The 25,677-nt window shown below is 40.4% G+C and carries 16 protein-coding genes and 2 pseudogenes; 4 read left to right on the forward strand and 14 right to left on the reverse strand.

Going from position 1 to position 25,677, the window contains the following annotated elements:
* Positions 1 to 311: 311 nt before the first annotated feature.
* The 9 genes from OCU36_RS18875 to OCU36_RS18915 form a co-directional block, all read right to left on the reverse strand.
* Positions 312 to 1,040 (reverse strand): M48 family metallopeptidase, encoded by a 729-nt coding sequence (locus tag OCU36_RS18875; protein WP_261840037.1) that lies wholly within the window; start codon positions 1,038 to 1,040, stop codon positions 312 to 314.
* A complete protein-coding gene (locus OCU36_RS18880) occupies positions 1,040 to 4,204 on the reverse strand; it encodes a type I restriction endonuclease subunit R (protein WP_261840038.1) in 3,165 nt (1,054 codons plus the stop codon). The genes OCU36_RS18875 and OCU36_RS18880 overlap by 1 nt, the downstream gene beginning before the upstream one ends.
* Positions 4,201 to 6,435, reverse strand: a complete 2,235-nt coding sequence (locus OCU36_RS18885; RefSeq protein WP_261840039.1) for a DUF262 domain-containing protein — start codon at positions 6,433 to 6,435, stop codon at positions 4,201 to 4,203. Before OCU36_RS18885 ends, OCU36_RS18880 begins: the two co-directional genes overlap by 4 nt.
* Entirely contained in the window at positions 6,432 to 8,240 is a 1,809-nt protein-coding gene (locus OCU36_RS18890) for a DUF262 domain-containing protein (protein WP_261840040.1), read from the reverse strand. Before OCU36_RS18890 ends, OCU36_RS18885 begins: the two co-directional genes overlap by 4 nt.
* 9 nt (positions 8,241 to 8,249) lie before the next feature.
* The gene (locus OCU36_RS18895) at positions 8,250 to 9,389 is read right to left on the reverse strand and encodes a restriction endonuclease subunit S (protein WP_261840041.1); all 1,140 of its coding nucleotides are present in this window, start codon (positions 9,387 to 9,389) and stop codon (positions 8,250 to 8,252) included.
* Positions 9,386 to 12,157 carry a type I restriction-modification system subunit M gene (locus tag OCU36_RS18900; protein WP_261840042.1) on the reverse strand — a complete coding sequence of 924 codons (2,772 nt, stop codon included), beginning with the start codon at positions 12,155 to 12,157 and terminating at the stop codon, positions 9,386 to 9,388. Before OCU36_RS18900 ends, OCU36_RS18895 begins: the two co-directional genes overlap by 4 nt.
* A gap of 29 nt (positions 12,158 to 12,186) precedes the next feature.
* Positions 12,187 to 12,423, reverse strand: coding sequence for an HTH-like domain-containing protein (locus tag OCU36_RS18905; RefSeq protein ID WP_261840043.1), 237 nt, complete (start codon positions 12,421 to 12,423; stop codon positions 12,187 to 12,189).
* A gap of 735 nt (positions 12,424 to 13,158) precedes the next feature.
* The gene (locus OCU36_RS18910) at positions 13,159 to 14,538 is read right to left on the reverse strand and encodes a DEAD/DEAH box helicase (RefSeq protein ID WP_261840044.1); all 1,380 of its coding nucleotides are present in this window, start codon (positions 14,536 to 14,538) and stop codon (positions 13,159 to 13,161) included.
* Positions 14,532 to 15,062, reverse strand: coding sequence for a hypothetical protein (locus OCU36_RS18915; RefSeq protein WP_261840045.1), 531 nt, complete (start codon positions 15,060 to 15,062; stop codon positions 14,532 to 14,534). The genes OCU36_RS18910 and OCU36_RS18915 overlap by 7 nt, the downstream gene beginning before the upstream one ends.
* Before the next feature lie 103 nt (positions 15,063 to 15,165).
* Between OCU36_RS18915 and OCU36_RS18920 the strand changes: the two genes are divergently transcribed.
* Positions 15,166 to 15,480: a helix-turn-helix domain-containing protein gene (locus OCU36_RS18920; protein ID WP_261840046.1), complete on the forward strand. Its 315-nt coding sequence runs from the start codon at positions 15,166 to 15,168 to the stop codon at positions 15,478 to 15,480.
* Positions 15,481 to 15,661: 181 nt separating this feature from the next.
* Here the strand turns inward: OCU36_RS18920 and OCU36_RS18925 are convergent, their stop codons facing one another.
* The 4 genes from OCU36_RS18925 to OCU36_RS18940 are packed head-to-tail and all read right to left on the reverse strand — an operon-like array spanning position 15,662 to position 22,426.
* A complete protein-coding gene (locus tag OCU36_RS18925) occupies positions 15,662 to 17,095 on the reverse strand; it encodes a tyrosine-type recombinase/integrase (RefSeq protein WP_261840047.1) in 1,434 nt (477 codons plus the stop codon).
* Positions 17,092 to 17,622 (reverse strand): hypothetical protein, encoded by a 531-nt coding sequence (locus tag OCU36_RS18930; protein ID WP_261840048.1) that lies wholly within the window; start codon positions 17,620 to 17,622, stop codon positions 17,092 to 17,094. The genes OCU36_RS18925 and OCU36_RS18930 overlap by 4 nt, the downstream gene beginning before the upstream one ends.
* Complete coding sequence (locus OCU36_RS18935; RefSeq protein WP_261840049.1) at positions 17,619 to 20,087, reverse strand: integrase; 2,469 nt, start codon at positions 20,085 to 20,087, stop codon at positions 17,619 to 17,621. Before OCU36_RS18935 ends, OCU36_RS18930 begins: the two co-directional genes overlap by 4 nt.
* Positions 20,081 to 22,426 carry a hypothetical protein gene (locus OCU36_RS18940; protein ID WP_261840050.1) on the reverse strand — a complete coding sequence of 782 codons (2,346 nt, stop codon included), beginning with the start codon at positions 22,424 to 22,426 and terminating at the stop codon, positions 20,081 to 20,083. Before OCU36_RS18940 ends, OCU36_RS18935 begins: the two co-directional genes overlap by 7 nt.
* Positions 22,427 to 22,581: 155 nt before the next feature.
* On the opposite strand from OCU36_RS18940, the pseudogene OCU36_RS18945 reads away from it, so the two are divergent.
* From OCU36_RS18945 to OCU36_RS18950, 3 genes and pseudogenes are all read left to right on the forward strand, one after another.
* Positions 22,582 to 22,806, forward strand: a pseudogene (locus OCU36_RS18945) (thioredoxin domain-containing protein); the annotation flags it as partial.
* A 76-nt stretch (positions 22,807 to 22,882) separates the two neighbouring features.
* Positions 22,883 to 23,130 (forward strand): annotated as a pseudogene (locus tag OCU36_RS20130) (AraC family transcriptional regulator); the annotation flags it as partial.
* A gap of 310 nt (positions 23,131 to 23,440) precedes the next feature.
* The gene (locus OCU36_RS18950) at positions 23,441 to 24,592 is read left to right on the forward strand and encodes an MFS transporter (protein ID WP_261840051.1); all 1,152 of its coding nucleotides are present in this window, start codon (positions 23,441 to 23,443) and stop codon (positions 24,590 to 24,592) included.
* A gap of 141 nt (positions 24,593 to 24,733) precedes the next feature.
* Here OCU36_RS18950 and OCU36_RS18955 read toward each other — a convergent pair whose 3' ends face one another.
* Positions 24,734 to 25,633, reverse strand: a complete 900-nt coding sequence (locus OCU36_RS18955) for a helix-turn-helix domain-containing protein (protein ID WP_261840052.1) — start codon at positions 25,631 to 25,633, stop codon at positions 24,734 to 24,736.
* Positions 25,634 to 25,677 lie beyond the last annotated feature (44 nt).

Consider the following 25,677-nt stretch of genomic DNA (forward strand, 5'->3'; position numbering starts at 1 on the left):
TAATAGAATGTTGACTATAGGTAGCACGACAAGAGCCACTAACTGTGGCTCTTGTCGTTCCTGGCATTCGAAAGGGATACAGTAACCCTTTTCCGGCTTGGTTGAAAAATGCTTATGAGTTGCACTACGTACGTTAGGATAAAAGACAGGATGTAGACTAGTAAGCACAAGCGAAAAAGCTGACCGAACACATGTTCAATTTGATGTTAGTCCTCTTTTAGTGCCCTCATATGTCGATTCTAAAGTTAAGTGCAACAATTCCATTCACGCAGACCCAAAACCATCCGTCGAAGTAAGATGAAGGTAAGAAACTAATAACTCCAATCCTCATACGCCAGAGGCAAGCTATTGAGTAAGCGTCTACGTTCGCGCCAATCCTGCAAGTGCTCATCCATCAAGGCTCTGAAACGGTCGTTGTGGTGACGTTCTAATAGATGGGTAAGCTCATGAACTAGAATGAACTCCAAGCACTCTGGCGGCTTTTTAGCGAGCTCAAGGTTCAGCCAGATACGTTTGTTAGTGCTATTACAGCTACCCCACTTAGTTTTCATTTTCTTGATGCCAACGGCATTCGCTTCAACCCCCAGTTTTTCTTGCCACAAGGGTAAAAGCGTAGACAATGAGGCTTTAATTTCGGATCGATAAAATTCATTAAGCAGCTTCAAACGATTGTCTGTAGTGGTTTTGCTCCCGATACCAAGCTCAATACGATTACCTTTTACCTTGACGAAGTGTTTACATGGTGTTTCTACAATTCTGAGCAAATAACGTTGTCCCCAAAGATAGTGGCTCTCACCACTAACCATTTCTCTAACAGATTGACGGCGCTGGCTAGCAAAATCAGCTTGCTGCTGTTTTATCCATGAAAGCTTATTGATTACCGCTAGGCGGATTGCTTGTTCACTCGTTGCCACAGGCACAGACAAACGCACTGCGCCATTAGGCGGCAATACACTTAAGTGAATATTGTTTATCGCTTTACGATTAACGGTGAGCTCAATACCAGCAATGGTTACTTCATAACTATCGGTCGTCGCCATTAATGGTATTCTCTTTGCGCTTTGATGATATCCATCATACGGTCCAACTGTTCATCAATAGCATTGTCATCGTCCATCTCAAAATCATTAGTCGCTTCAAGGATCGCGTTTTCGATTTTGCGCTCTTTGAACGTATCGCCAAGCCAATCAGCTTCTTTATTCAACCGAACAGCTGTATCGACTTGTGTAGTGAGCACCTCATCATTACCAAAGTTGTCATATAGCGCTTGCTTTGCAAGAGTATCAACGGACTCTGGATAATTATGAGCAGCGTTACTTGTCGGGTTGACAACTTTCTTGGCTAATGCTCGTATTTGCTCTAAATACTCTTGGTAGCTGATGACTTGCTCTCGCCTCTGCTTAATTAACTCATCAAGCAGTGTCGCCATACTTTCAAAGTATTTGGGGTTTACTGGATTTTCATCGACAATTGTTTTACGAACGTTATTCTCAATTGCTTCAGCCATGGCTTCTTCGTTTTTACGAATGTCTTCAGGCAATGATTGCAACCCTTTGCTATCGTTGTTTACCACCAAATCGATTAAGCCAAACTCTTCAAAGTCCATCAGGGTTTCACTGTCATCAGCACGAATATACATGTCGAGTAATTGACGCATCGCTGGCTCAAAACGCTTCATTTCAAGTAAGTCACCGCTACTCAGCTTCACTTCATCTCTTACTTTTTCAAAATAGGCGACTTCTTGCTTGATACTCTGCGCTTCCTCTGCGGTATAGCCCGCTTGCTCCATTTCGTTGGCTAAATTGGTATAGGAACGGATAAGCTTAGCGACCGCTTGATAAAGGGTGAGTCGCAGCGCTTCTTTTTCACTTCGCTCATCTTCATTGGTTGATTCCGCGCCCGATTCACCAACAAAATAGTGCATAAAAGCTTGAGTGCCCCTAGGGGCTTTTACTGGCTCACAGAGAGCTCTCGCCACTTCTAGTGCATTGTCTAAGTCAGTTCTCGCCTCTTTCAATCTATCTTTTAGAAGTCCCGCTACATCTTCATCATCGTAGCCGTCAAAAGCCTCGGCAGTATAGTCTTTAATTGCTTTATCTAGAGAACGGAAGAGATCCTTATAATCAACAATATAGCCATACTCTTTATCGTCCCCATCTAACCTGTTTACACGACAGATTGCCTGAAATAAGTTGTGGTCGGCCATTTTTTTATCGATGTAAAGATAGGTAGCCGAAGGTGCGTCAAATCCTGTTAATAGTTTATCAACGACGATCAACAAACGCATTTGACCAGGCTCTTTGATAAAACGCTCTTTCACTTTCAGCTCAAACTCTTCGACACGCTTAGCTGCTTCTTCTTCACTTTGCTCAAAGTAATCTGCAAGCATTTTGCGGTAGGTTTCATATTTAAACAGCTTTTCTGTTTGGCCAGCACCAGACTCTTCGCCTTTAATCGAACTTGCAGCTGGTTGGTAACTGGTGACAATCGCGCATTTACCCGCAAGGTCAGTCTTGCTAAATAAATCGTACACCACACAGGCTTGGTGAACACTGGCACACACCAACATAGCATTGCCTCGCCCAGAGACCAGTGCAGGCTTTCGCTTCATATCAAGCCAAATATCCATCACGATACGCTCAAGCCTCGACTTACTCGAAAGAACCTTTTGCATCGTGCCCCATTTTTCTTTGAGTTGTATTTTAGCTAGGTTCGAGAGTCCCTGAGTATTAGCATCAAACCAAGTATCCACCCCTTTACTGGATGTTAAATGCTGATCGATACCCCGGGCTTCATAGCGCAAGTCAAGCACCACGCCGTCACTCACCGCCTCATCGAATTTATAGGTATGAATATAAGGTCCAAATATCTCTAGAGACTTTTTCTTGTCCTTTTTCATGAGTGGCGTACCTGTAAAACCAATAAACATGGCCTCAGGTAATATTGCTTTCATCGCCTCGTGCAGTTTTCCAGACTGGGTTCTATGACACTCATCAACCAGTACAAACAAGCTCCCCTTCGCACTAAAATCGTCTGGCAGAGCCCCTTTCAAGTCCTTAATAAATTCATCGGTTGTCTCATTTTTTTCACTTTCAGTTGGGTCTTCACCATTTCGGCCAAACTTGTGTACGAGTGAACACATCAACCAAGGGTTTGGCTCATTAAGCGTAGCTACAAGGTCGCTTCCGCTTTTTGTGCGATAGATATCCTCATCCACACCGGTATATACTTTTTCAATCTGTTCATCGAGCTCTTTTCTGTCGGTGATGACGAGTACCCTAGAATCCGTGACATTCTCTCGAATCCACTTGGCTAACCAAACCATCGTCAAGCTCTTACCCGAGCCTTGAGTGTGCCAAATAATGCCGCCCTGTCTTGAGGTGATGTGCTTCTTAGCCGCTTGGATGCCAAAGAACTGATTATGACGACAGGTTTTCTTAATGCCTGCATCGAACACGATAAAGTCATGCAGTAGTTGTAAGAAGCGTTTTTTCTCACATAGCTGCGCGGTATGTTCATCAAGTAATGTTTCAGTCTTAACCGTTTCATTAGGGAGTTGATGAGCGCTTGGCTGCTCTTTCCACTCTAGGTAGTATTTTTCAGATGTTTCAATGGTGCCGTAGCGCAGTCCTTGGGTGTCATTCCCCGCCATCACTAGCTGCATGGTGGTAAAGAAATTACGAATAAAGTCTTTTTTCTGGTTATCGAGATTCTGGCGAATACCTTCACTTACAGACACCGATGAGCGCTTTAGCTCAATGACACCTAGCGCAATACCATTCACATAGATAACGATATCAGGGCGCTTTTTCTTCTCCCCCTGGATAGTCACTTCTTCTGCGATAGCAAAGTCGTTCGCTTCTGGATTTTCCCAATCAATCAGCCACACGGTTTGGTTTTGCTGGCCTGTGCCTTCTTTCTCTTTTACGCCATAACGAAGTAAGCGGTAGACCTCTTTATTGGCATCATAGAGCTTTTTGCCTTCACCCAATGCTGCGGCAGCATCGAGTTTTCTCAGTGTTCGTTTAATAAGCGCTTCGGATACACCACGCTCTGCAAGCCAATCGGTTAGCAGAGCGGTTTCGATATTTCGATTACCCTCTCGGTATTCCCAATCGCCTAAATAGTCATACCCTAATTGCTGCTTAAAGAACTGAACTAAGCGCTCTTGTGTTTTTCGCTCCTTTTGGCCAACTGTACTCATGAAATAGATTCCTTTTCAATTCCTAGAGAAAGCAGAACATTCACTATTCTATCTGGAGTCTCTATTTCTGAATCGACAAGATAACTAGGGTAGAGAGAGTGAGGAACCTTGTTTTTTACAACATATTTATTAGATTTAAAGCAAATACCTAGCACTTCACCATCAACTTTAACCCTAGCTTTTGGGGTCTCATCACCATAAACATATTCATAAGATAAAGCTGCGACACCATCAGGTAATCTGCCTTCACTTTCTAAAGCATGAAGCCTTAAATTCAGAACATAGCTATAAAGCTCAGCGTGATAGCCTCTTCGGTTGGTTTTGGAGAGTAGGTACACCAACTCTCCCTGTTTATGGATCAGCTTTTTAGAGCAATAGCGTATAGTATCGGGATTCTTAACTATTAACCCTCTCCAACCGGTCACGTCACTCGATTCGACAATACTCCTCAAGTCTGCACTTACCAGGTCATAAACATCACTACTGATTTTTTTGACCAGCTCAGTGAATGCAGGTTGAGCTGCAACACTTAACCAGTTTTCAGATCTTTCACGGTAACTACCACTATTTGGAACTCCAAATGAAAGGCGACAATAGCCATCTTCGATTAAGTAATTATCTATAGAGAGGAGGGCTCTTTGAAGAAGATATTCAGAAGACCCCAAAATTTCAGGGCTCAGCAAGGTACTTACTTTACTGGCATAATGCTGGAAAGCATTAAGCTGATAATGTTCATCTATGTACGCCATTTTTAATATGAAACCCACTTTCCCCTTTAGATAGGTATGAGACTCATACTGCTTTAAAGCTGCCTCCCAATTCCTATCGTTCAAAATCAGATAGGCTTTTACTACTTCCTCCTTCCATTGCTCGCTCGTAAAACCGACTGTTTCAAAAGATTCACTGGTCATGTTTTCATAGATAGACAAACTATACTTTGACATCTGATGAAGTGCTTTTATAGCAGCTATAAATGATGACATATCATCAATACGGTGATTATTGATTAGGTTATTGGTAACCCTTAGCCATCGATACAATTGAACTCTAGTATTGTCATCCCAAGCATCAATATCAGGAGCATTTTCTATAAATAGCATTAATGCATAGAATTTCATTTGAGGGAGATTACTAGAGTTTGTAACGACCGAACGAAATAGATTCGAAATGCTGCTATTACTGTTAGCAACCATAAAATCTAAAACCTTGGATATACGATTAAGATCTTTTCTTTCGAATGCTTGTATCTTTTCAAGTTTAGAGTGTGGAATGTAACCGCGAGATTCACGTATATCCCGAAGCCAGCCTTTATCCTCAATAGGGAGCAGTGTGTAACTACCTTTGGTCATTTCACAGCTATGATAAAAAGCTAATAAGTTGAAGAAACGCAAATAAAGTGAATCAAAGCTTACTTTATCTTCGACACTTTTCCTCCAAAATAAATCAGTCCACTCCCGGTCAACTTTATGCTCAAAGTTGTCATACTGCGAAGTCATATCAGCCTTGCCGAATAACCAAGCTTTAAAGTTCTCAAATGCAGTTAAAGGCTTTCCTCTTGCATTCATTTTAATATAAAGCTCATCAGATAAGCCAAACGAATGCAGATTTAAAAATTGAAATGTAATGTAAGGATTAGCGGTATTGGTAATTCGCTCATAAAGGTTAATATCATCCTTGCCGAACTTTATTGCGATGTCATCTAACATCGACAAGCAAGACTGAACCGTAGGGTCTTGTTTCCACGATGAATAGAACCATTGGCTATCTAGTATCAATTCGCTAACAGGACCTTGTGTATAGTCAAATTCTGTTGAAGTAAGCGCATCAAAAAACTCAGTTGTACTATGCCTTGTTTTATATGTAAAACGTGAGCTGCATGAGTCACCGTCGTTGATAACAAACCTATCTCTAAACGCATCTAATTGATCATGTTTTAACGCCAGAAACCAGTGCAATAGGAATAAGGTGGTTAAACGCTGCTGGCCATCAAGCACCGAAAAAGTCTTACTATTTTCCCCTTCAAAGTTTCCATACACAAAGTCTAAGTCAAGTGGTTGAGTCTCGCGAACATTAGTAACCAGCAGAGCATCATATAGAGAATTTAGAAATAATGTTCTTACATCAATAGCCTCTTTTCTACCCTGAGCATAATCACGCTGAAGTATAGGAATTTCAATAATATCAACGACATTAAATAGGCCATAAAACGTTAAACTTTGTCCCTTGTTCATCGATACACTCCTTTACCACCTAAAAAACCATATACCATTTCAGCGATTGCCTGCTGATGGTCTTGGCTATCTTTTGACTCCCAAAAAAGCATCTTATCGACTTGCTTACTGTAATATTTTAAAAATACATTTTTGGTGCACAAAGGAACAAATGTCGCTTGCTTGTCGAGAGCGATGATACGAAACCTTTTTATAGGAAAAACAGCATTTTGATAGCTACGATTGGTATAACTGTCTAACAATGTCAGGTTCCCAATTGAATTATCAACCTCTTCATGGCTATGCGGATCATATAACTCTATGACTTTTTGGAAGATGTTCTCAAATAGTACAGAGTCAAACAGTCTACTTTCTAACAACGCAGATGCCGACTCTTTGATTTTTTGAGCGTCTTCGATATAACTGTCTGGCCGCTCATCCGGTTCAAAAGCATGTTCATCAGAAATGTATTCAACAATATTTCTCAACCATACTTTTTGCTTATCCTTACTGTTTGGCATCTCTGAAGCCACCGAGCGTATATGTTCTATGTCCCAGTCTTCAGCCTTAAATCTCTCAAATTGAAAACGAGTGTTTGTTTTAGGGTTAGCGAGCAAGCTAGCAACATTAAACAATATCAATAACTTCTTTATTTTTTGATTATCACGACCATAATTCAGCTGCATCAATGCCTCAGCTATAGATTCTAGCGATAAATTATCTAAAGAAAGGGGAGAAAACAAAGGAGTGAAGATCTTATGTATCAGTGCCTTTTTGAAGGCCAACTTACTACTAGATTGCTTATGCAGTAAAAACAACGCATCGATTGAGATATCTTGTGTTACCAAGTAACCAATAAGGTGGAATAGCGCCCTATCGTTATACCATTCCTCTAGCGTCATAAAGCATTGTTTGATTTTTAGCCATTCCGTAACAACACTCTTTGAACTGTCCATAAGCAGTTGATTAAATTGAAGGAACGTTTTTAATGGGTCACCGCGCTGAATACCTTCAGAACAAAGATCTTTAGATGCAAGGTTTAGCACAAGCTCTATTCGATTGGTTTTATTTGGCTTGTTGCTAATAAAATACCAAAAGGCATCATCTTGAAGACATTTTTCAATCGCATCCCATTCTTTAGCAATGCTTAACTGATGTAGGTGCTTTGCATCATGACTTTTACTAAAGTTACTCGACTTTAAGAACAGAGCTTTAACTAGCTCTGCATTGACTAGTGGGATTTTACCAACATTGAGCCGCGTAAATACTGCTGTCGCATTTTCTGATTGACCAATTTCATACCAAATTATCTTTACATTTTTACCCATCTCATCACTATTGAGTAATGTTTGTAAAAATTTGACCTTGTATGTGGGCTCTTGCTTTGCGAACCACTTTACTATTGCTTCCTTAGCTTGGCTAATATGGAAAAAATCTATATTTTCATTACTACGTTCCGTATTAATATTTTCCAAGAAAGCAGCGCTGTTTTCCCTCGTTTCGTAACTCAATTTGTAACTACCAAGCCCCAAAAGAGTCGCAACTTCTTTGAGACAGGTAAGTATGATAAAAATAGTCGTTAATCGTTGCTGCCCATCAACAAGCTCCCAAGAATCGTTGTGCTTTTTTACTACAATAGGCTGTAAGCAGTAAAAGGCCTCTCTTGGGCCTTCCTCTGCTTGTTGCTGAAACTCTTTAATATCATTAAGAAGCTCGGTAACTTGTCGCTCAGTCCAACGATAGCCCCTCTGATATGCAGGGATGTAAAATGACTTATCTAAAAGTTCACTAATTGGCTTTAATACTAATTCATTATTGTCAGACATCCTTGATCCTTATTCCTTTTCAAACGGCAAACGAGTTCTACCTGTCAGCAGCTCTTGCATCATGCCTTGTTTAATTTGGCGGGTTTTCGTTAAGCGCTGTTCTAGGGTTTGAATCTCGCTATCCATATCCGAGAGGATGATGGCGATGGCGGTTTGTTCTTGTTTACTAGGAAAAGAAGCTGTAACGCTTTCAATAGTTGAAGCGTTTAGGCTAGGAACACCAGAAGCTTCATTGTATTGCATCCAATCAATCATACTGAACTTGTAAAATATGAATTTAGGATCAGCTTTAGACGAGATTTCCGAATAAAATAAGGTATCTACGGTCCAGAAAGGATTATCAGCATATCTTGGCTTGTTTATTGTACCTTTTCGTCCAATCAGTACCGAAGGCTTATCATAAAGAGGGATATTGGTAGTGCCCATTTTTCCGCCAGTACCAAAGATCGGATAAAGTCCGTCAACTACTTGGACTGCTTTTTGATCTTTCCCATGTCTAATAGACATCACCTCACCAAATGTTTTTCCATCCCAATCCTCCGGAATCTCCACTAGCTCACACATTTTAGTGCCTTTCAGCTGTCCTTGTTTCTCCCCCTCAGTGTAAGTAGCAAACTGAGGCAAACGGGTTTTACCTGTAAGCAATTGCTGCATGGTGGCGGTTTTAATCGCTTGTTTTTTCGCGATCAGCTTTTCCAATTCCGTTAACAGCGCATCTACATCGGATAAGGCATTGGCAATGGAGGTTTGTTCTTCTTTTTTCTGAGGCACATTAATAACAAAACCATGTGCATCATTCCTATTTAAAGTAGGCACGCCTGAACCACTGCTAAAGCGTTCAAAGCCTATGTAGCTGTATAGGTAATATACAAACTTAGGAACTGCATTATTGAACTCTTTAACCCACAACGCTGTGTTATGAGGCCAATAATCATTTTCGACATAATGAACTTTACCAATTGTCCCAGATCTTCCTGTAACAACCCCCGGACCTTTAACTTGGTATTTATGATGAAAGTTCATCACACCATTAGAATATACAACAGGATAATCTCCATTGACTCGCTCACGATTTGGTAAATCAAATCCACGTTGTAATGGTGCAAAACTACCGATATCTGTAGTTAGCCAATCAGTAGTTTGTGTCATTCGTTCAACTCCAAACCCATTAATTTTAGGTGCTCTGCCACTCTTTCACTAAGGTCATCGACGGAATTAGTGAGTGTTGGCAATGGTGTGCTGTAACGTTCTTCCAGTTGCTTAACACGGTTTGCCATTTGTTGAGTAACACGTTCAATTTCAACAACAATGTTGGCTTGTAAAGTGGCAAGCCATTTGTCGTCCACTATCAGCGCTTTTACTTCATCAATAGTCAATTCAGGGTATTTATTAAATACTGCTAGATCCAAAGCCTCTTGTGCTTCTTTCAATTCAGTCTTAGCTACGGCTACTTTATCTAACAAAGCAAGATACGATTGAACAACCTTAACCTCTGCTAGGAAAACAGAATCAGACCCTATCTCAAGTGCTTCATAAACTTGCTCGAGCCCTTTTGCGAAAGCGGGTTTAATGATCTTGTTCTGTTCTTTGATTTTTCTGTCTAGTTCAATATAGGTATCTAATTGAGATTCTTGATTAGGTTCGACCGTTCCCAACAGAGCTTTAATCCCTTTGAGGGTAAGTTTTCCTTTTGCATTTTTGGCTAAATCAAAAACTGGAAACTCAGAAGCAGCTATTAGTTGCTGTTGAAGTATTTCCACTTTAGCTTTTGATTCTTGGTACGCATCAAAAGATTGCCTATCCAAGCCTTTCCAGGCCAACTCGACAAAATCATTAAGCGCAGCATTAGCCTCGGTCTTATTACTGATCGATGAAAGCACCCCGTCATCCCCAGAATGTTCTTCAACTAAGCTATCTAGAACTTGATTAGCTTCATCTAGCTTCACCTGTAAAGCATCTACGTGTGCCTGTTCATCTACAAAGTAGCGAGCAACAATTAAGCTTGGTGGGATAAGTTCGGCTTTGTATTTTTTCTTAGCAATCACTAAGTCTGGTGTTTCTTTGAGCTTTTCACCTTTTTTAGCAACAAGCTCACGTATCGTATTGCCGGCTTGCCAATCATCTTGCATCAACACATACACGTCGTCTTGCATGGTATCTGCCCAGTAATCCATCAAGATTTGGTAGATGTCGTATTTGCTCAACAGGTCGCTATTGGCATATCCGCTTAATAGTTGCTCTGAAATATCGAAGATTAGATCTTTAGGGCTATCACCTTGCTTGATTTCCTTAAGCTGAGTCTGTTTAACCCAAGCATCAAATGGTTTTAAGCTTCGCTGAGCAAAGTCTTTAAACTCTTGGTGCGCCAGAATACGACTTTTCACTTCGCTTGCTTCAACTAACGCATTGCTATACCTCTTACGAGCGGGCTCAAACAGTGTCGCGCGAATATTAGGGAATACTTTCCAGTAACGCTCAAGCGCGTCAAGATCGCGATTTGGTATACCTCCTTGCAGGTGCGCACTTAAATCGTGTAGATCTTCTGGCTCTGATGAGTCGATATAACGAGGAATATTTAGGTTGTAATTGTTAGCAGCGATCTCATCAATTGGCACTAAGCGGCTGAAACGCTCAAGCTCTTGACCTTTGGTAAACACATCGACAATTTTATGAATGTCTTGGCTACGCAAGCGGTTTTTATTGCCATCTTTGATAAAGCCTTTGCTCGCATCCACCATAAAAATTGAACGGCCTGTAATAATCGGCAGAGACTCATCGCCTTCTTTAAAGAATGCAACCGCTTTCTGTGCATGCTCTTTATCGATAACGATAATACAAGCAGGAATACCTGTGCCGTAGAACAAGTTAGCCGGTAAGCCAATGATACCTTTAATGTAACCTTGCTTGATGAGGTTCTCACGGATTGTAGCTTCTGCATTACCACGGAATAACACACCGTGAGGCAAGATAACCGCACCTTTACCAGTACTCTTTAAGCTTTTAAGGATATGCAATAAGAAAGTGTAATCACCATTTTTTTCAGGTGGAATGCCCCAAGTAAAACGATCATATAAATCATTTTCCGGGTTTAAGCCACTGGTCCAGTTCTTGTTAGAGAATGGTGGGTTAGCAACACAGAAATCGAAGGTTTTAAGCTGATTGGGGCCGTCTTTCCACTCTGGTTCAGACAGGGTGTTACCTTTAAATACCTTTGCTGTAGCATTATCATGCAAAATCATGTTCATACGTGCCAATGCACTAGTAGCGTTATCCATCTCTTGACCATAGATAGATAAACCACGTGGGGCTTCATCGCTGGCTTTTAATAATAAAGAACCAGAGCCACACGTTGGGTCATAAACCGATGCCTCTAGTGGTGTGTCTTTGGTAATGCCCACAACTTTGGCAAGAATACTAGACACTTCTGATGGTGTATAAAACTGACCTTTAGACTTACCAGATTCGGTAGCAAAATGGCGCATAAGGTACTCATAGGCGTCACCCAGTAAGTCATCGCCATCGGCACGGTTGGCAGAAAGATCTAACCCTTGGAAGATACCGACTAGCTTAGTTAGGCGATCGATCATGTCTTTGCCTTTGCCTAACTTGTCCTCGTCGTTAAAGTCGGCAACATCAATCACACCTTTAAGATCGTTGGCTTCCGCAAGCGCTGCGATGATTTTATTTATTTTATCGCCAATCTCTTTGTCGCCTTTGGCCTCAACCATATCGTCGTAGCTCGCCCCCTCTGGCACTTTGATCATGCCACGACGCACGCCTTTGTATTTGTCAGAGACGTATTTCATGAACAGCATGGTTAGTACGTAGTCTTTGTATTGGCTGGCATCCATACCGCCACGCAGTTCGTCACAGCTAGCCCAAAGAGATGAATAGAGTTCTGTTTTTTTTATGGCCATGTTGGTAAACCTTTATAAGAATTGGGCGGTTATAATTTGTTGGTATCTAAGCCTGCGGCTTTTAGGCGTGTGGTGAGGTTTCTCATCTTACTGAACTCTGTGCCATAGCTAGGTTTTAACCCCAACTCTTCACAAAACTCCCTCGCTGTAATGTTAACCAACTCATCAGCGTACTTAATCGACTGCAAGTGAAGTTCAGCCATAAATCCGTTTCGTGGAGCGGAGGCAAGTGCTTGTTTGATATTTTCTTTAATCACTTTGTTCACAATACCCTCAATACGTTCTGTAACTTCGAACTCAGAATTTTAGCAAAATTAGCTAAAATAGCTAATCCATCATTTCAGAAGTAAGGCTTTTTAATCATTATTTTGAATCACAGCGGGGTAATAAGTGCGGGTGAACTAATACGGAGGCAAAAATACGTTAGCTGAGCTCAAGTTATCATGGTGATCACCGAGCGACTCTGTTGGTATCGCAACTACCAAGCGACTTTTTTGGGCTCAACTATCGAGGGGAAATGACCGTAGTCTATCACTAAGAGCTTTCTTTACTTTCCTGTACTCCATCATCGTCATTGGATAATGTTAAACATATTTCCTCAAACTGGCTTAACGTTATGTGATCAACAGCACCACATTCATACAAATCATTTATTGTCTCATGCATCACATTCAAGATATCACTCATTCAATACTCACTTTAGGGCAAAAAACTTTGTCATAACAGTTTATTATCAACAAAACTAACAAGAATCGAATACTTATCACCACGTTTAAAATAACAGGTTTCCTAGGCAAAGTTATTAAATTGAAGAATCACTTCACCAAGTAGTTTCATTATTTCTGAAGATAAACCAAGCTTTGTAGCGTAATTCAGTTTAGAAACAGAGCCGTCCCGTTTCGTGTACTACTTCAGTAAGTTTCCCCTACTTGTACGTTTAGTTTCTTAAGCTAAATCATTTTCCTAGCAACTGTTTAACTCGATATATTAAGTTATTTCAACTACATGGAAGAGAAAGCCGAGATCACTCTCTGCTTAAATGCCCCAAGTCGAAGCTCATCAAATGTCCCTAGTGTTCCATTGAGACTATTTGAACTGTCTGTACCGCTTTCCCAAGATACTGTTGTTCTCCCACTATTTTGGGACTCAAGCGGAAGCGCGACACTTAAGCTATTTCCTCGATCAGAGAACTCTGTTTCGATAGGTTTCCCCATACTTACATAGAGACAAGACTCAGGAATATCCTGTTCAATCCTTTCAGAAAACTCAATCAGACTTTGTTCAGCAAAAGTGAATAACCACGCTTGTTGGTTTATTGTATTGTTCACACGAAGTATTCGTCCGAGCACCTGCCTGAAATACAATTCCGTTTTGACCGAACTCATATGGCAACATACTTGAAGGCGCGGAATATCAGTACCCTCACTGATCATACCTACACTAACAATCCATTGTGCGTCACTTTGTCGATAACGCTCTATTTCTGCCAGCGGCTCTTCATGTCGATAAGTGACGATAGAAACGGTTTGCCCAAACTTTTGAGATAGTATCTCTTTGATTGTTTGCGCATGTTGAACCGACGCTGCAACAATCAGCCCACCGGCATTGGGGGAGCTGATACGTACTTTTTCTAACCGCTCACATCCTAAACCGAGTAGATATTCCATCGCGTCTTGGTTGTGAATAACACTCTGGTAGGATGCTTTTGTCTGTTTAAGCATCTCTAATATTGATGAAAAGGATTCTACTTTTTCGCTACTACTCACAGACAAGTGTTCATTATCAACCAAGACGATTTTAGGCGTTCTACAAACACCATCAGCTATAGCTTGTTTAAGAGTGTATTGGTAATCCACAAGAAGCTGTCCGTCTGGGTTGCTGTACTCACCCATGGCAATGGGTAAAGAGTCTGAACGCCACGGTGTACCTGAAAGTGCGAGGGTAAAAGTAGCAAGCCCTTGAATCTTTGTGAGAACTTGCTGCCCCCAAATGTTCGCATTTTCAACCTCAGAGCCAGAGCAGTGGTGTATTTCATCAAAGACAACAAAGACCCTGTGATTCCGCAATGTTTGCCAAAACTCATCATTGAGGAACTGGATAGATTGGTATGTTAAAGATTGCCCTATAGCTCCCATACCACCATTAAATGTGCAATTAAGTATCGATGAGAAGGTTCTTTTTATACCATCAGAAACCGTCAATGATGGCGAGAAACACAATACAAGATCTACCATGTCACTTTGTAGCAGTCTTGAAGCAATATTAGCGGCAAGTATTGTCTTACCTGCTCCAGGTGTAGCTTGGCAAAAGAAATAGGAGCCGTTAGATTGATATTTTTCCAACGCTCTGTCAGAGCATTCACTTTGCCATCCCCTTAACACGGTTCATTTCCTTCATAGAGAGTATTAAGAACCTTTGTTAAAACGTTCACTTTACCGAGCAATAAAGCGGCGCGTTCTTTAGCCTCTTGATGCAAAAGGGCCAGTTTATCCTCTAGTTCAGGAAATCGAGATACGATCGACTGATACTCGTCAATCTCCCCAAGTATTATTTCCAATTCACCTTTATATTCGTTACGTTCATTGCTTAAAATGGAATAGTTTTGAATGGGTATTTTGGGTTTTCTATCCGCTTGGTTATTCGTGGTGACAGTGTTATGTAACTCTTTAAATTGTTCCGCTTGAAAGTAACGTTTTTTCCGACCAGAGCCCTCACTCCGCAACCAACTTTTCTTTTCAAAGTGAAAAATTGCTCGGTACACCTTTTTGCGAGCTTCGGTAGAATTGGTGCCTACATTCTCAAGGGATAGCCAGAAATCTCTCGCTTCTAGCACGGTGAATCCATCTAACCCATTTTCTATCAACAACTTGTGCATGACCGCACTAATTCTTCGAGCCCGTTTCATTCCCAAAATCACACCAACTAAAAACTAAGTATTGCTTAGTATACAGAAATCCATAAAACTAAGAAAATCTTAGTTAAATTGAGACCTGAGAAATGAAATCTAAGTGTCATTTAAAAACCCAATCCCCGAGCGACTCAAACAAGCTCGAAAAAAAGCAAAACTCTCTCAAAAAGCCTTGGGAGAAAGCATAGGTATGGATGCTAGTTCAGCAAGCCCTCGAATGAATCAATACGAGAAAGGCAAGCACGCCCCAGATGTTCAAACCTTAAAGCTAATCGCTGATGAACTAGGTGTCCCACTCAATTATTTTTTCTGTGAAGATGAAAGCTCAGCTGAACTAGCATGCATTATTTCTCAAATGACTGAGAGTGAAAGAAAGAAACTCATCTTGGCACTGAGTCAAAGTAGAAATTTATAATAAAAGAATTTATTATCAATAATACTCGTGTTATTCATAGTGGAACGGTGTAGTGGTCGGAAATTCAATAGCTCTGAGCCTAGGTATACTTATTAAAGCCTTAGCGGTCGGTTATGTGAGATAAGTGTATTTACAGCCAAGAAAGGACCATACTGTAATCCATATTGATGGGATTAAGAGGCTAGTCCTCTTTACTTCCATTGGCTATGGCGTTTTCAACATCTTTCTTAAATGCCGAAAGTAGATATTTAACGCTCTGCATCGCTTGTTCGACTGTGAGTTCATTCCTTTCCATCTGAGACTCTATATCTTCGATTCTACGCTCTACACTCTCTACAGTTGTTTTTAGAGAAGCAGCACTATAAACCTTCGCATAACCATGAAGTTGCTCCCAAGCTAGATCCAGATAAATGTCTAGAGAGCTAATAAGGGTGTGGCCTGAGAACTGCTGTAACTCCTTCTTGAACTGCATGGTATGGAGAACATTTTTCCTAAAATCGTCTTTACTGTTGATTTCTTTTGACACCAAAATTCGATCTATCATCCAATTTGTAAATCGAGCATGTCGCCACAGGTGGGGGGACACTCGTCCTGTAATTGCTAACTCGTCAGCCCATTGTTTGATGTATTTAGTCCAAGATTTAGCACTAAATGGTTGACCATTATTTAAACTAATAAATAGATAATCATGCTTAACCATAAACTTCTTCATAACGCGGTTTCTAACGTCTATATAACTGATTATTTGCTCTAAAAATGTATGATCGACAGGTAGATAACGAACATTATCTTCTTCATTTCGTTTTTTACTAGTTTTGACTCTAAGTGTTCCTGTTCGTCGCGCATCAATATAATCACTATATCTAAGAGTATGAAGCTCTTCGACACGTGCACCAAGCATTTCCATTGATACATAGATCGCTTTATCACGTTTTCGTTTATCGTACTTCTCCCTTTTCGCCAGCCTTTTCAATTTGGTATCTTTGATATAAGAAACATCTTTCTTTTGGCTATTGATGTATTTCCATATTTTGAGAGCATCCTCCTGACTGACAGGGTGGCGACTCTTTATCGCTCCCTTTCTGGGGAATGATGGATGCGTGAAAGTTGTAACTTCTTTTTTATCTTTCCTGCCCTCGATAAAGATAGATCGCCTCTTCTCAATGACAAATATAGCGCTAGTTTCATCATGACCAATAAAGTGAGTTAAGTCTTGAAATGTCTGGACAAAATGAAGGAATTTGACGCAAATTTCACCGATCTTCGCAACCTCCGTCGATGACCGTTTAGGTTCGCCATTAGGTTTTACTTCTAATGTAAGATTCTGTATGAAAAGAGTAAACGAACTATCTGTAAGTTGGCTAAAGCGACTCAACATAGGTTGACTATCTATAAAGCGAATTAAGTGCACAAGCTTATCCGCATACGTCCTAATCGTTGTTGCTTTAAGGTTTTTTTGCACTGCTAAGTGGTGCATAAAGGCATTAGCTTCCATACAAGGTTTGTAGTTGGAATAACTAAGAAAAGGGACATCAATTGGTTTTCGCTTCTTTGCAATACTTGGAACACCCAAATGCGTCCAAAATTCAACACCCCTTAATGTATTGGTAATCATATATTACCTTCAAAATACAGATCGCAAACATTCTGAATCTGATGGTTAGCAGTAAGATAAACCTCCCAACGCTGTTCTTCTGTCCCTTTGTATATTGCGAGCGTCTTCATTTTTGATCGAGATTCACGCAGTAACGCAGTGAGTAACATGTTCTCTCTTTGTAGTGCTTCAATCTCTTTCTTTTGATCCAAGATACGTTTTTTTTGACCAGCATGGGTGTTCAAACTACCCTTGCGTGACTTATTTTCCTTAATCTCGAACTCAAGAGCATTCACTGCATTTTTTCGTAGCTGATCAATTGCATCAAAGCCTCCACCGAAAACCTCGTCCGCGTTAGATTTAAAGGTGTTTAAAGCGCATGGCTCAATATTGCGATCCAGAGATTCAAGCTTAGCGAGTCCTCCTTGAGATTTTAATTGTTTTAGTAGCTCCTTATCTTCTTTGAATAATTTAGGTGAGCCAATAATTTCATTTAGGTAATCTCTTGTTTTCCATATTTTATTCTGATTTATTTCCTTATTCATCATTCATTCTCCAACTCATTAACTTTCAAAATAAGGTTGAAGCTTTTGACTTCCTCTCCATTCTCATTCTCAACTGTAAAAAACTCTGGATACAACGCTATGGAGCCATCTTCTAATAACGTTAACACTTCATTTTCTAAATCTTGTTCCGCTTGAAGCTTTTTTATATGCGGAACAGTCTGATATTCATTTCCATCTTCAAAATCCCAAACTGCTTCATCCAACGCCTTAACGTACAGCATTCTAGAGGCATCGTTTGTCAATCTCTTAGCAATGGTTTTTCGAAGTTTCTCAACTTCATTAAGGTCATCGATCATTGATTTTCTACCGATTACACTCTGAACAATGGTGCTTGCTTTTGCACTATTAAGCACTGCGCCTGATTCAGACTCAGTAATATAATTATGTAAGTGTTCTAGATCTGAGTGAGCAAGCATCCAGCGAAGCGCTTCCATATTTTCATAACCTTTTGACCAGAAAAATACTAAAGCAAAGAAGCGTCTTAATTGGTGCTGCCTCACATAATGACGACGGTATTTACCATTACCTATCTCAACGGTTGCTGTCTCAAAATAATCGCATAGCGCATCAAACGCTGCATTGAATCCATCAGAATTACGCTTGCCCATTTTAAATGTTTGCGTATCAATATAATTAAACAGACATAGTTCGCCTTTTTTATCCAAACTTGATTCAATAGCTTGTTGATTAAACTGCTCCAACTGCCAAACAAAGCGAGCAATAGATAACGGGATTGGCCTGACTTCCGTTAAGTTCTTACCTTTAATCCCTGTCTTTTTGACGCTAAACCGCAAAGACCAGCCCTCATTATCGTCAATGTAAGGGTTACTATCGGTTAAGCTCTTACCGTGATCGTCAATATAAACAAGGTTTCCATACGGTTTCATACTTACAAGTTCATCAACTCGCCTTGCCATAATAGCACCAACAAGTAGCTGAACTGCACCTTGTAAAATATTGAAAAGTTCAAGCATCGATTCGTTGTTTCGGATTCGTGTATGACGACTCTTATCACTCGAAGATATAGCTTCGAACTGCTTGACACCTAGTTTCTTAAAACATGAGTGAACTAAATCAATGGCTTCAAATTTAAGCCAATGGCCAAGCTCACTAGTTGGCATATTCCAATGGAGTGATTCGTCAAATGCCATTGACCGAGAATTAGGTCGCTGAGGATTGGTGTCTTGTCCTGATAATTTTGAATTCGCTTCTACCAATAAATCCAACATGTTAGCCCAAAAGTTAATTCCTTTTTCTTTTGGCGGTGGGCAAAATTGTTTTAGAAGCTCATAGCTATCCCTAAATAAGTCGAAAACAAATTCAGGGGGTAATGTTTTAGTACGCCCTTGCTTACGAAGTGTGGCAAGTTTTTGAATTGTAGCAACAGATATATCGCTTGTTACAGGTCTAAAATCACAAACACCGATTTTGTCAACATTAGTATTAATCATTTTAATAACATTTAGCCAGTAGCCGAGACTATCTGGCGAGCTTCCATTGCCCCTTTCTTTATTTGCTATTGCTTTGTATTCCGTACTAATAGGTATTGGCTTTAATTCTAATTCTGGAATAGTGGGAATGGTAATATCATCGGTAAAAATTATTCCCTCGAACAGCAACTTTTTGAGGACGACGTTATTGCCTTGAGGCTTGCGATGACCATATTTATCCCTTGTTTTATTTGCATAATAACGCTGCTTATGAAGCCAACAACAAGCTTTCACCCTGTCTTTAAGATTTAGAGTCATGTCATCACTAGCTAGTTCACGAGTAGTGTGAGGGTATTTAACCTTGAATGCCTCAACTTCCTCTGTTGGGACAACAACGTTATCTAAAAGGTCCTTTATTCGAGAGTTTGTTTCATAAAGTTCATTTATGACTGAGCCAGAGTGTTTCGCAATCGTTAAGAGCAATTTTAACCAAAACTCATCTGTTACCTTTTGCAAATGGAATTCCGGCAGTTTTAACGAATCACCGTTCAATAAAATAGTATTTATGAGTACGAGGATCTGGTTGTACTTTTTGACGGCTGTTTTTGAACTAACTAACTTACCGCCATTCTCGTGAGGGTTATCATAGGCGATTAGCCAAAACTTAAAAGCATTTAGCAATGGCTTATGTTTGTCGCTTGTTAGAAGTTTTCCGTCACCCAACGTAATGTCACACCAACGGATTTCTTTTGTTTTTTTTTGGTGATCAAATTTCACTGTTGTAATGTCATCATGAAAATCCGATAACCACCATTCTGGCAGGTAGTCCTCTTGCATTGGGATACCAGTGTGAATCTGACTTAATAAAGCAAGAACCCGAAAGTCATCCTTCTCAACGGCATAAGCTGTTAATCGAGACAGCGTATTTATGTGCATTCCATTAAGGATCTCGGGGTTATCTACAATATCACCAGTAAGCTCCTCAAAATAAATATGATTAGATACGGCTGTTAACATGAAATCGCCTCTTTAATGATATCGTGGTTTAGCGGAAGGCCTTTGGCTTTATTGTACATATCTTGAATTTCATCACTGTCCGAAAAATCCCCTATTTCAAACCGTTTTAATATATAGGATGCAGATTGATACCAGTGCTCAACGAGATCATGAAAATTGGATTCATCGCCATCAGTTTCAATGATGGCTCTAATGCTGATAAGCAATTGAATTAATGGTACTGTGACAGTAAATACGATGTTGTCAAAGATGCTTTTTTCAGCTGTTGAAACCACCTTGTCAAACGAATCCGCATTTAAATCAGGAATCTCACTTAAACCATGATTCTCCATAAACTCTTCAATTTGCTCATAGGACATGTTCACTGCATCTAACAAGTAAGGAGATTTTTCCATCGCTTTAAGAGTAATAGCTTTTTGAAACTGACGAACAACTCGTTCGGTAAAGAAATCCATTAGTGGCTTGGGTAGGTAGGACTCCAGCAATTGACGTTGTGCTTCTTTATGTCCTAAAGCATCAGCAACAGCGCTTAGTGATCGCGTCTCTAAATAAATCTGAAGCCCTCGGTGACGACGAATTGCCCTATGGGTAATAACACTGGCGATACTATCAACATCCTGATCAGACAAGCCATACTCATAAGCGATATTGGCTTTTTCTTTAAGTAAACGAATAAAAAAAGGCTTTTTCTGGTATAAAGCGGCCGATGTTTGTGGGCGAAAAACTTGGTTGTGTGAGCAAGTCAGCAGCAGGTACATCCAGTTGGGGTTGCCGATGGATTTCAAATGCTCTCTGGCAAGCTCGGTGTGCTCCACAATAAAATCCACAATTAATTTGGAAAAGTCATTTAAAACTACATCTTGTTGCGCCAAATTACGCCCTCTACGCTCCTTTTCACTCGACAATATGAACTTCTTCCCAACCTGAAAGTAGCCTTGTCTTTTACCGTATTCATTAAACAATTGGAGTTTTTGAAGCCATGCAGGGGTGATCTTAGGGTGTTCAATAACAAGTAATGCGGTCAAGGTAAACAGTGTCGAATTTGTAGGAAGATTAAGCTCCTTAATTAGCTCGTATGTCTTAGATCTAAATCCAAGAAAAACATCATAATCGGTACCTTTATAGCCTCCAATGCCATAATGATAAAAAGTAGCTACGGTGTTTTCTAAATGCACACTACCAATAGGGTGAGCTATAGCACCACGACCACCTACGTTTCCTGTTATGGGTTTAACTCTACCATTCTCAATAAATGCTTTATTTCTTTCTTGTCTCCTTTTAATATCGTGAAAATGACTTACTAAAACCGTTTTTAAATATCCCATATCTCGATTATTACGCGCCTCTATAATCTCGATTGCCTCCTCATCTTTAATCTGTAAAGGGATATCAGCAAACCAACGCACCTTTTCCAATTCACTTGTTTTACCGCCACTAGAGAAACTGGGTGGGTTTTGAACTTGTAAAACTTTAGGTCTAATAAAAGGCTTCAAAGGAGAAGGGTAAACCCTTCTATTAATAAACGCAGATTCATACGCCTCAATTGATGTTATAAGCGCCCTATTAAAGGCAACTAAATTGTTATTTTTGAAGATGCATTCTGATAATTTAATTTGAAATACTTTATAAAAAGTCACTTGTACATTATTTTCATCAAGTAATAACTCGAAAGATTCAATCGTGCCTTTTTTATCTAATATCGATACAACCTCAAGTAAATTTATCAGCTCAAAGATTCTCGATTGGAGCGTGTTTGTTTTCTGCCCTAATCCATAAATCCTTAAGGCATCATGTATTTTATCAGTAAAATAACGACCATATTTCACGTAGAGAAAGTCCAGCTGAACCACAACATTTCTACGCTCCTGTGATGTAATCAACCAACCATTTAGATAGGCCAGTTTATCATCATTGACTGGCAGTGATTGATATTTACTAATGCAGTCCTGGATATAATGACTAATCTTTGTAATGCCAAATGTTCTTGTAGGAATATCAATGTTATTGACTTTGGCAAGTGTGCACATCACATTATGAATAGGCTTGGAGAAGGTTGTTATTGTTTTAAATTTCAAACCTTCTTGCTCTGCATAAATAAAACCAATGAGCATGTCTAGATGGGATTGAAACTTATCTTTATTACTAAAGATCTCGATACCGTTAAATTTCGTCAAATCCTGAGAATACAAGAAAGCTGCATAAATATTAAATATCTGTATCTTTTTTGTTTCATATCCTTCTGGGTAAACTGAGTCAATTACAGCGCTCACCTGTAAGCTTAATGGCTTTGATATAGCACCAGATAGAAGAGATAATTTGCTCAAAATACTAGTATTCATACGCAAGATACCTTCAATTATTGAATTAATAATAAAGCTAGTACTGGGTTGATAAGTTGTCAATAACATCGATTAATTGAAAAAACATTTATTTTCAACAAAATCAACTAATTAAAGTTTTCTTGATAATAAAAACAAATCCACAGAAGCTTGCTGTCGGTTTTGCGCCTGTGTTCAGCGACGTTGCAAAAGAACGCTCTGGAGATGTTCGATTCGTTAAGATTGATACTGAAGCACAGCAGCAGCTCGCGGCAATGTATCAAATCAGAAGCATTCCGACCGTGATGGTGTTTAAAGACGGTAAACGTGTCGATACGATAAACGGTGCGCTACCAAAAGGTCAATTTGATCAATGGCTGAATCAAGCTCTAACCAAATAACATGGGGGTGAGCTATTGAATTTCATTTTTGCTTTATTCTAAGTAAGCACAAAAAAATAGGTTAGAGAGCCTTGTCATCACTTTATGGGTATGTCTCAAATCGTGTGGTGACGGGCTAAGATCAACGCCCCATCAGCATCAAAGAGAAAATCTCACAGATGCTGATTGAAATGCCGAGATATTATCCATAAATAAAATCCATTGAGTCAAACTGGGAACCTTTCTAATCACCAGTTTTCTTCAACAAAAAAGAGTATTGAAGAGATACCTGAGCGCGTCGCTCTTTATGATAGTGCTAACGTTCGACATGCCTTTCGCAAGTAGAGTGGTAACTCGTCATGCCAATACCGTAAAGGGACGATTTAACAGATAAGCGTCAATGCGAACCCAATCAGAACAAGCCAACCACTTTACCGTCTCTCTATAAATTAAACCACTATAGAACAACAGCTTAACGGCTTTTCGACCGTATAAAATCTGGCTGAATTGTGAAATGTCGCAATGGTATTTTAGTTTAGAGTGGTGATAAATTTATTTTATCTTGACGACTATTTTTATTCGTTTTACCCAATCCAATTTCTCCTCCATAGTCGCGGAAAATTCATCGTTCCTTCGACTATCAGAGGCTCCTGCATTGGACAATATCCAACCAACAACTCGCATAACGGTCCCTGTTATTGCATTGTCTTTTTACGCGATCGCTTCAGGCTACTTAATGAGTTCATTACCATTAATGCTGTCTGAGTATGGCTTAGACAAAAATTTATCGAGTTGGTTGGCGAGTGCATTCTATGCAGGTCTACTGGCTGGTACATTATTGATTGAACGTGCCATTGCGCGTGTTGGTCACAAAGACGCGTTCGTCATCGCATTGAGTGTGTTCATCGCCACGATCCTTGTATTGCCATTGATCCCACATCAAGCAGTATGGCTATTCGCTCGCTTTGTGGCAGGTGTGGCGGTTGCAGGTATCTTCGTGATTGTAGAGTCTTGGCTAATGAGCGGTGACGAATCACAACGAGCAAAACGCCTCGCTATCTACATGTGCTCACTGTACGGCGGTTCTGCCGTTGGTCAGCTTGGTATCGGTTACCTAGGTATTACTGGTGGGGTACCTTTCATCGCAATGTTCACCCTTCTGTTTGGTGCGATCATTGTGCTGATGTACGGACAAGCAACGCCACCACAGATCCACGATGCGCAATCTTTGTCTTTAAAGCAGATCAGCAAATTAAGCCACAGCGCGCTCATTGGCTGCATTGTATCTGGATTAACACTCGGGGCGATTTATGGTTTGATGCCAGTTGAACTTGCTCAACGTAACATTGCTCACGAAGACATAGGCGGTTTGATGGCTTTAGTGATCATCGGTGGCATGGCTGTACAACCAATGGTGACTTGGTTATCTCACCACGTAGGACAAGTGTTATTAATGGCTCTGTTCTGCCTACTAGGGGTTGCAAGCATTGGCGTGTTGACTATCAATCACGATTTCTACGTATTAGGCATGAGCCTGTTCGTTTTGGGCATGGCAACATTTGCGCTGTACCCAATCGCGATTAACTTGGGGTGCCGCAACCTTGACCCAAACTACTTGGTGTCAGTGACTCAAATTATGCTGCTTTGCTACAGCATCGGTTCTGTTGTTGGCCCCATCGTTGCAGACAGCTTTATGAATTCACAAGCAGGGCTGTTCACGTACCTGTTCGCGTCTCTGCTTGCGACAACGATATACATGCTGGTCGCGAGCCTAAAGCGCTCTCCTTTGCAGATTGCAGGCGAGTAACTTCAGGACAATAAATATTTGCCACTAAGGCTCTGAGTGAGGACTTTACGTTTAAACTCCGGGCCTTTTTGTTTTGCATCAATTGAAAATCGGTGAATGCGCTAAATATTGATGAACTCGCTAAATGATGCGCTTTATTACTTAATCTCTGTCTAATATCTGATAACTCTTTCGATATTGGCTGGGTGATAAACCGAAATGCTTTTTAAATCGATGCGAGAAGTTATAAGGATCTTTGTAGCCTAAACGATTGGCAATCATCGACACCGACCAATCTTGCTGCTTCAATAAACTGGTCGATTTATCCATTCTGAGCTGAATCAATTTGCGGCGAGGCGAGACATTAAACAATGACTTGGTGACCCGGTTTAACTGCTCTTCACTGATAAAGACACGCTCAGCCATCCCTGCAACTGTCCACGCCAAATGGAGACTGCTCTCGATTTCATTGTAGAGTGCCTGAACTCGCGCAGTGGTACTTGTCGACTTAGGTTCAAAGCCGGTCAAACTCCGAATGATCTCACTCATAAGCAACTTTCTATAACTCGCTCTGCCACCAATTTCAAAGTAAACCAAGTTCATTAACGACCAGATTTGTTCACATTCTCCGAACGGCACAATACGCTGACCTAAACTTGCAATGTGTTGCCACTGAGGAGTCGACGGTGTCAACATCCACGCCATCTTCCAATAATTGTATTGCGGGTCAAGCTCAAAACGGAAAGAGGTTTCAGCCGGAAGAACAACTAACGTATACGGCGTAATGGCTTGCACCGAGGTAGACGTCGTCAGTATACCGCCCCCTTCTTGTGTGAAAATGAGCGTATGCACGTCCACTGATTCGCGTTCCACCCAATAAGCATCGTACAGCTTAGCCATACCGGCCATGTAAACCCCACTACTCTTCATTTCTGGGATATCTTCAACGGTCAAAAAACGTTCTTTGCACGCTTCAGCTAAAAAGACGTCATCTTGCCATCTCGATTTAGGTCGCATTTGTTCAATGACGGATTCGCACAGGTTTTGTTGTTTTTTGAACATGTTTTTATCCGCCTCAACTCACTATAGTTCTGCCATAAATTGGA

Origin of the sequence: Vibrio artabrorum (genome assembly GCF_024347295.1) — a bacterium.
Taxonomy (GTDB): domain Bacteria; phylum Pseudomonadota; class Gammaproteobacteria; order Enterobacterales; family Vibrionaceae; genus Vibrio; species Vibrio artabrorum.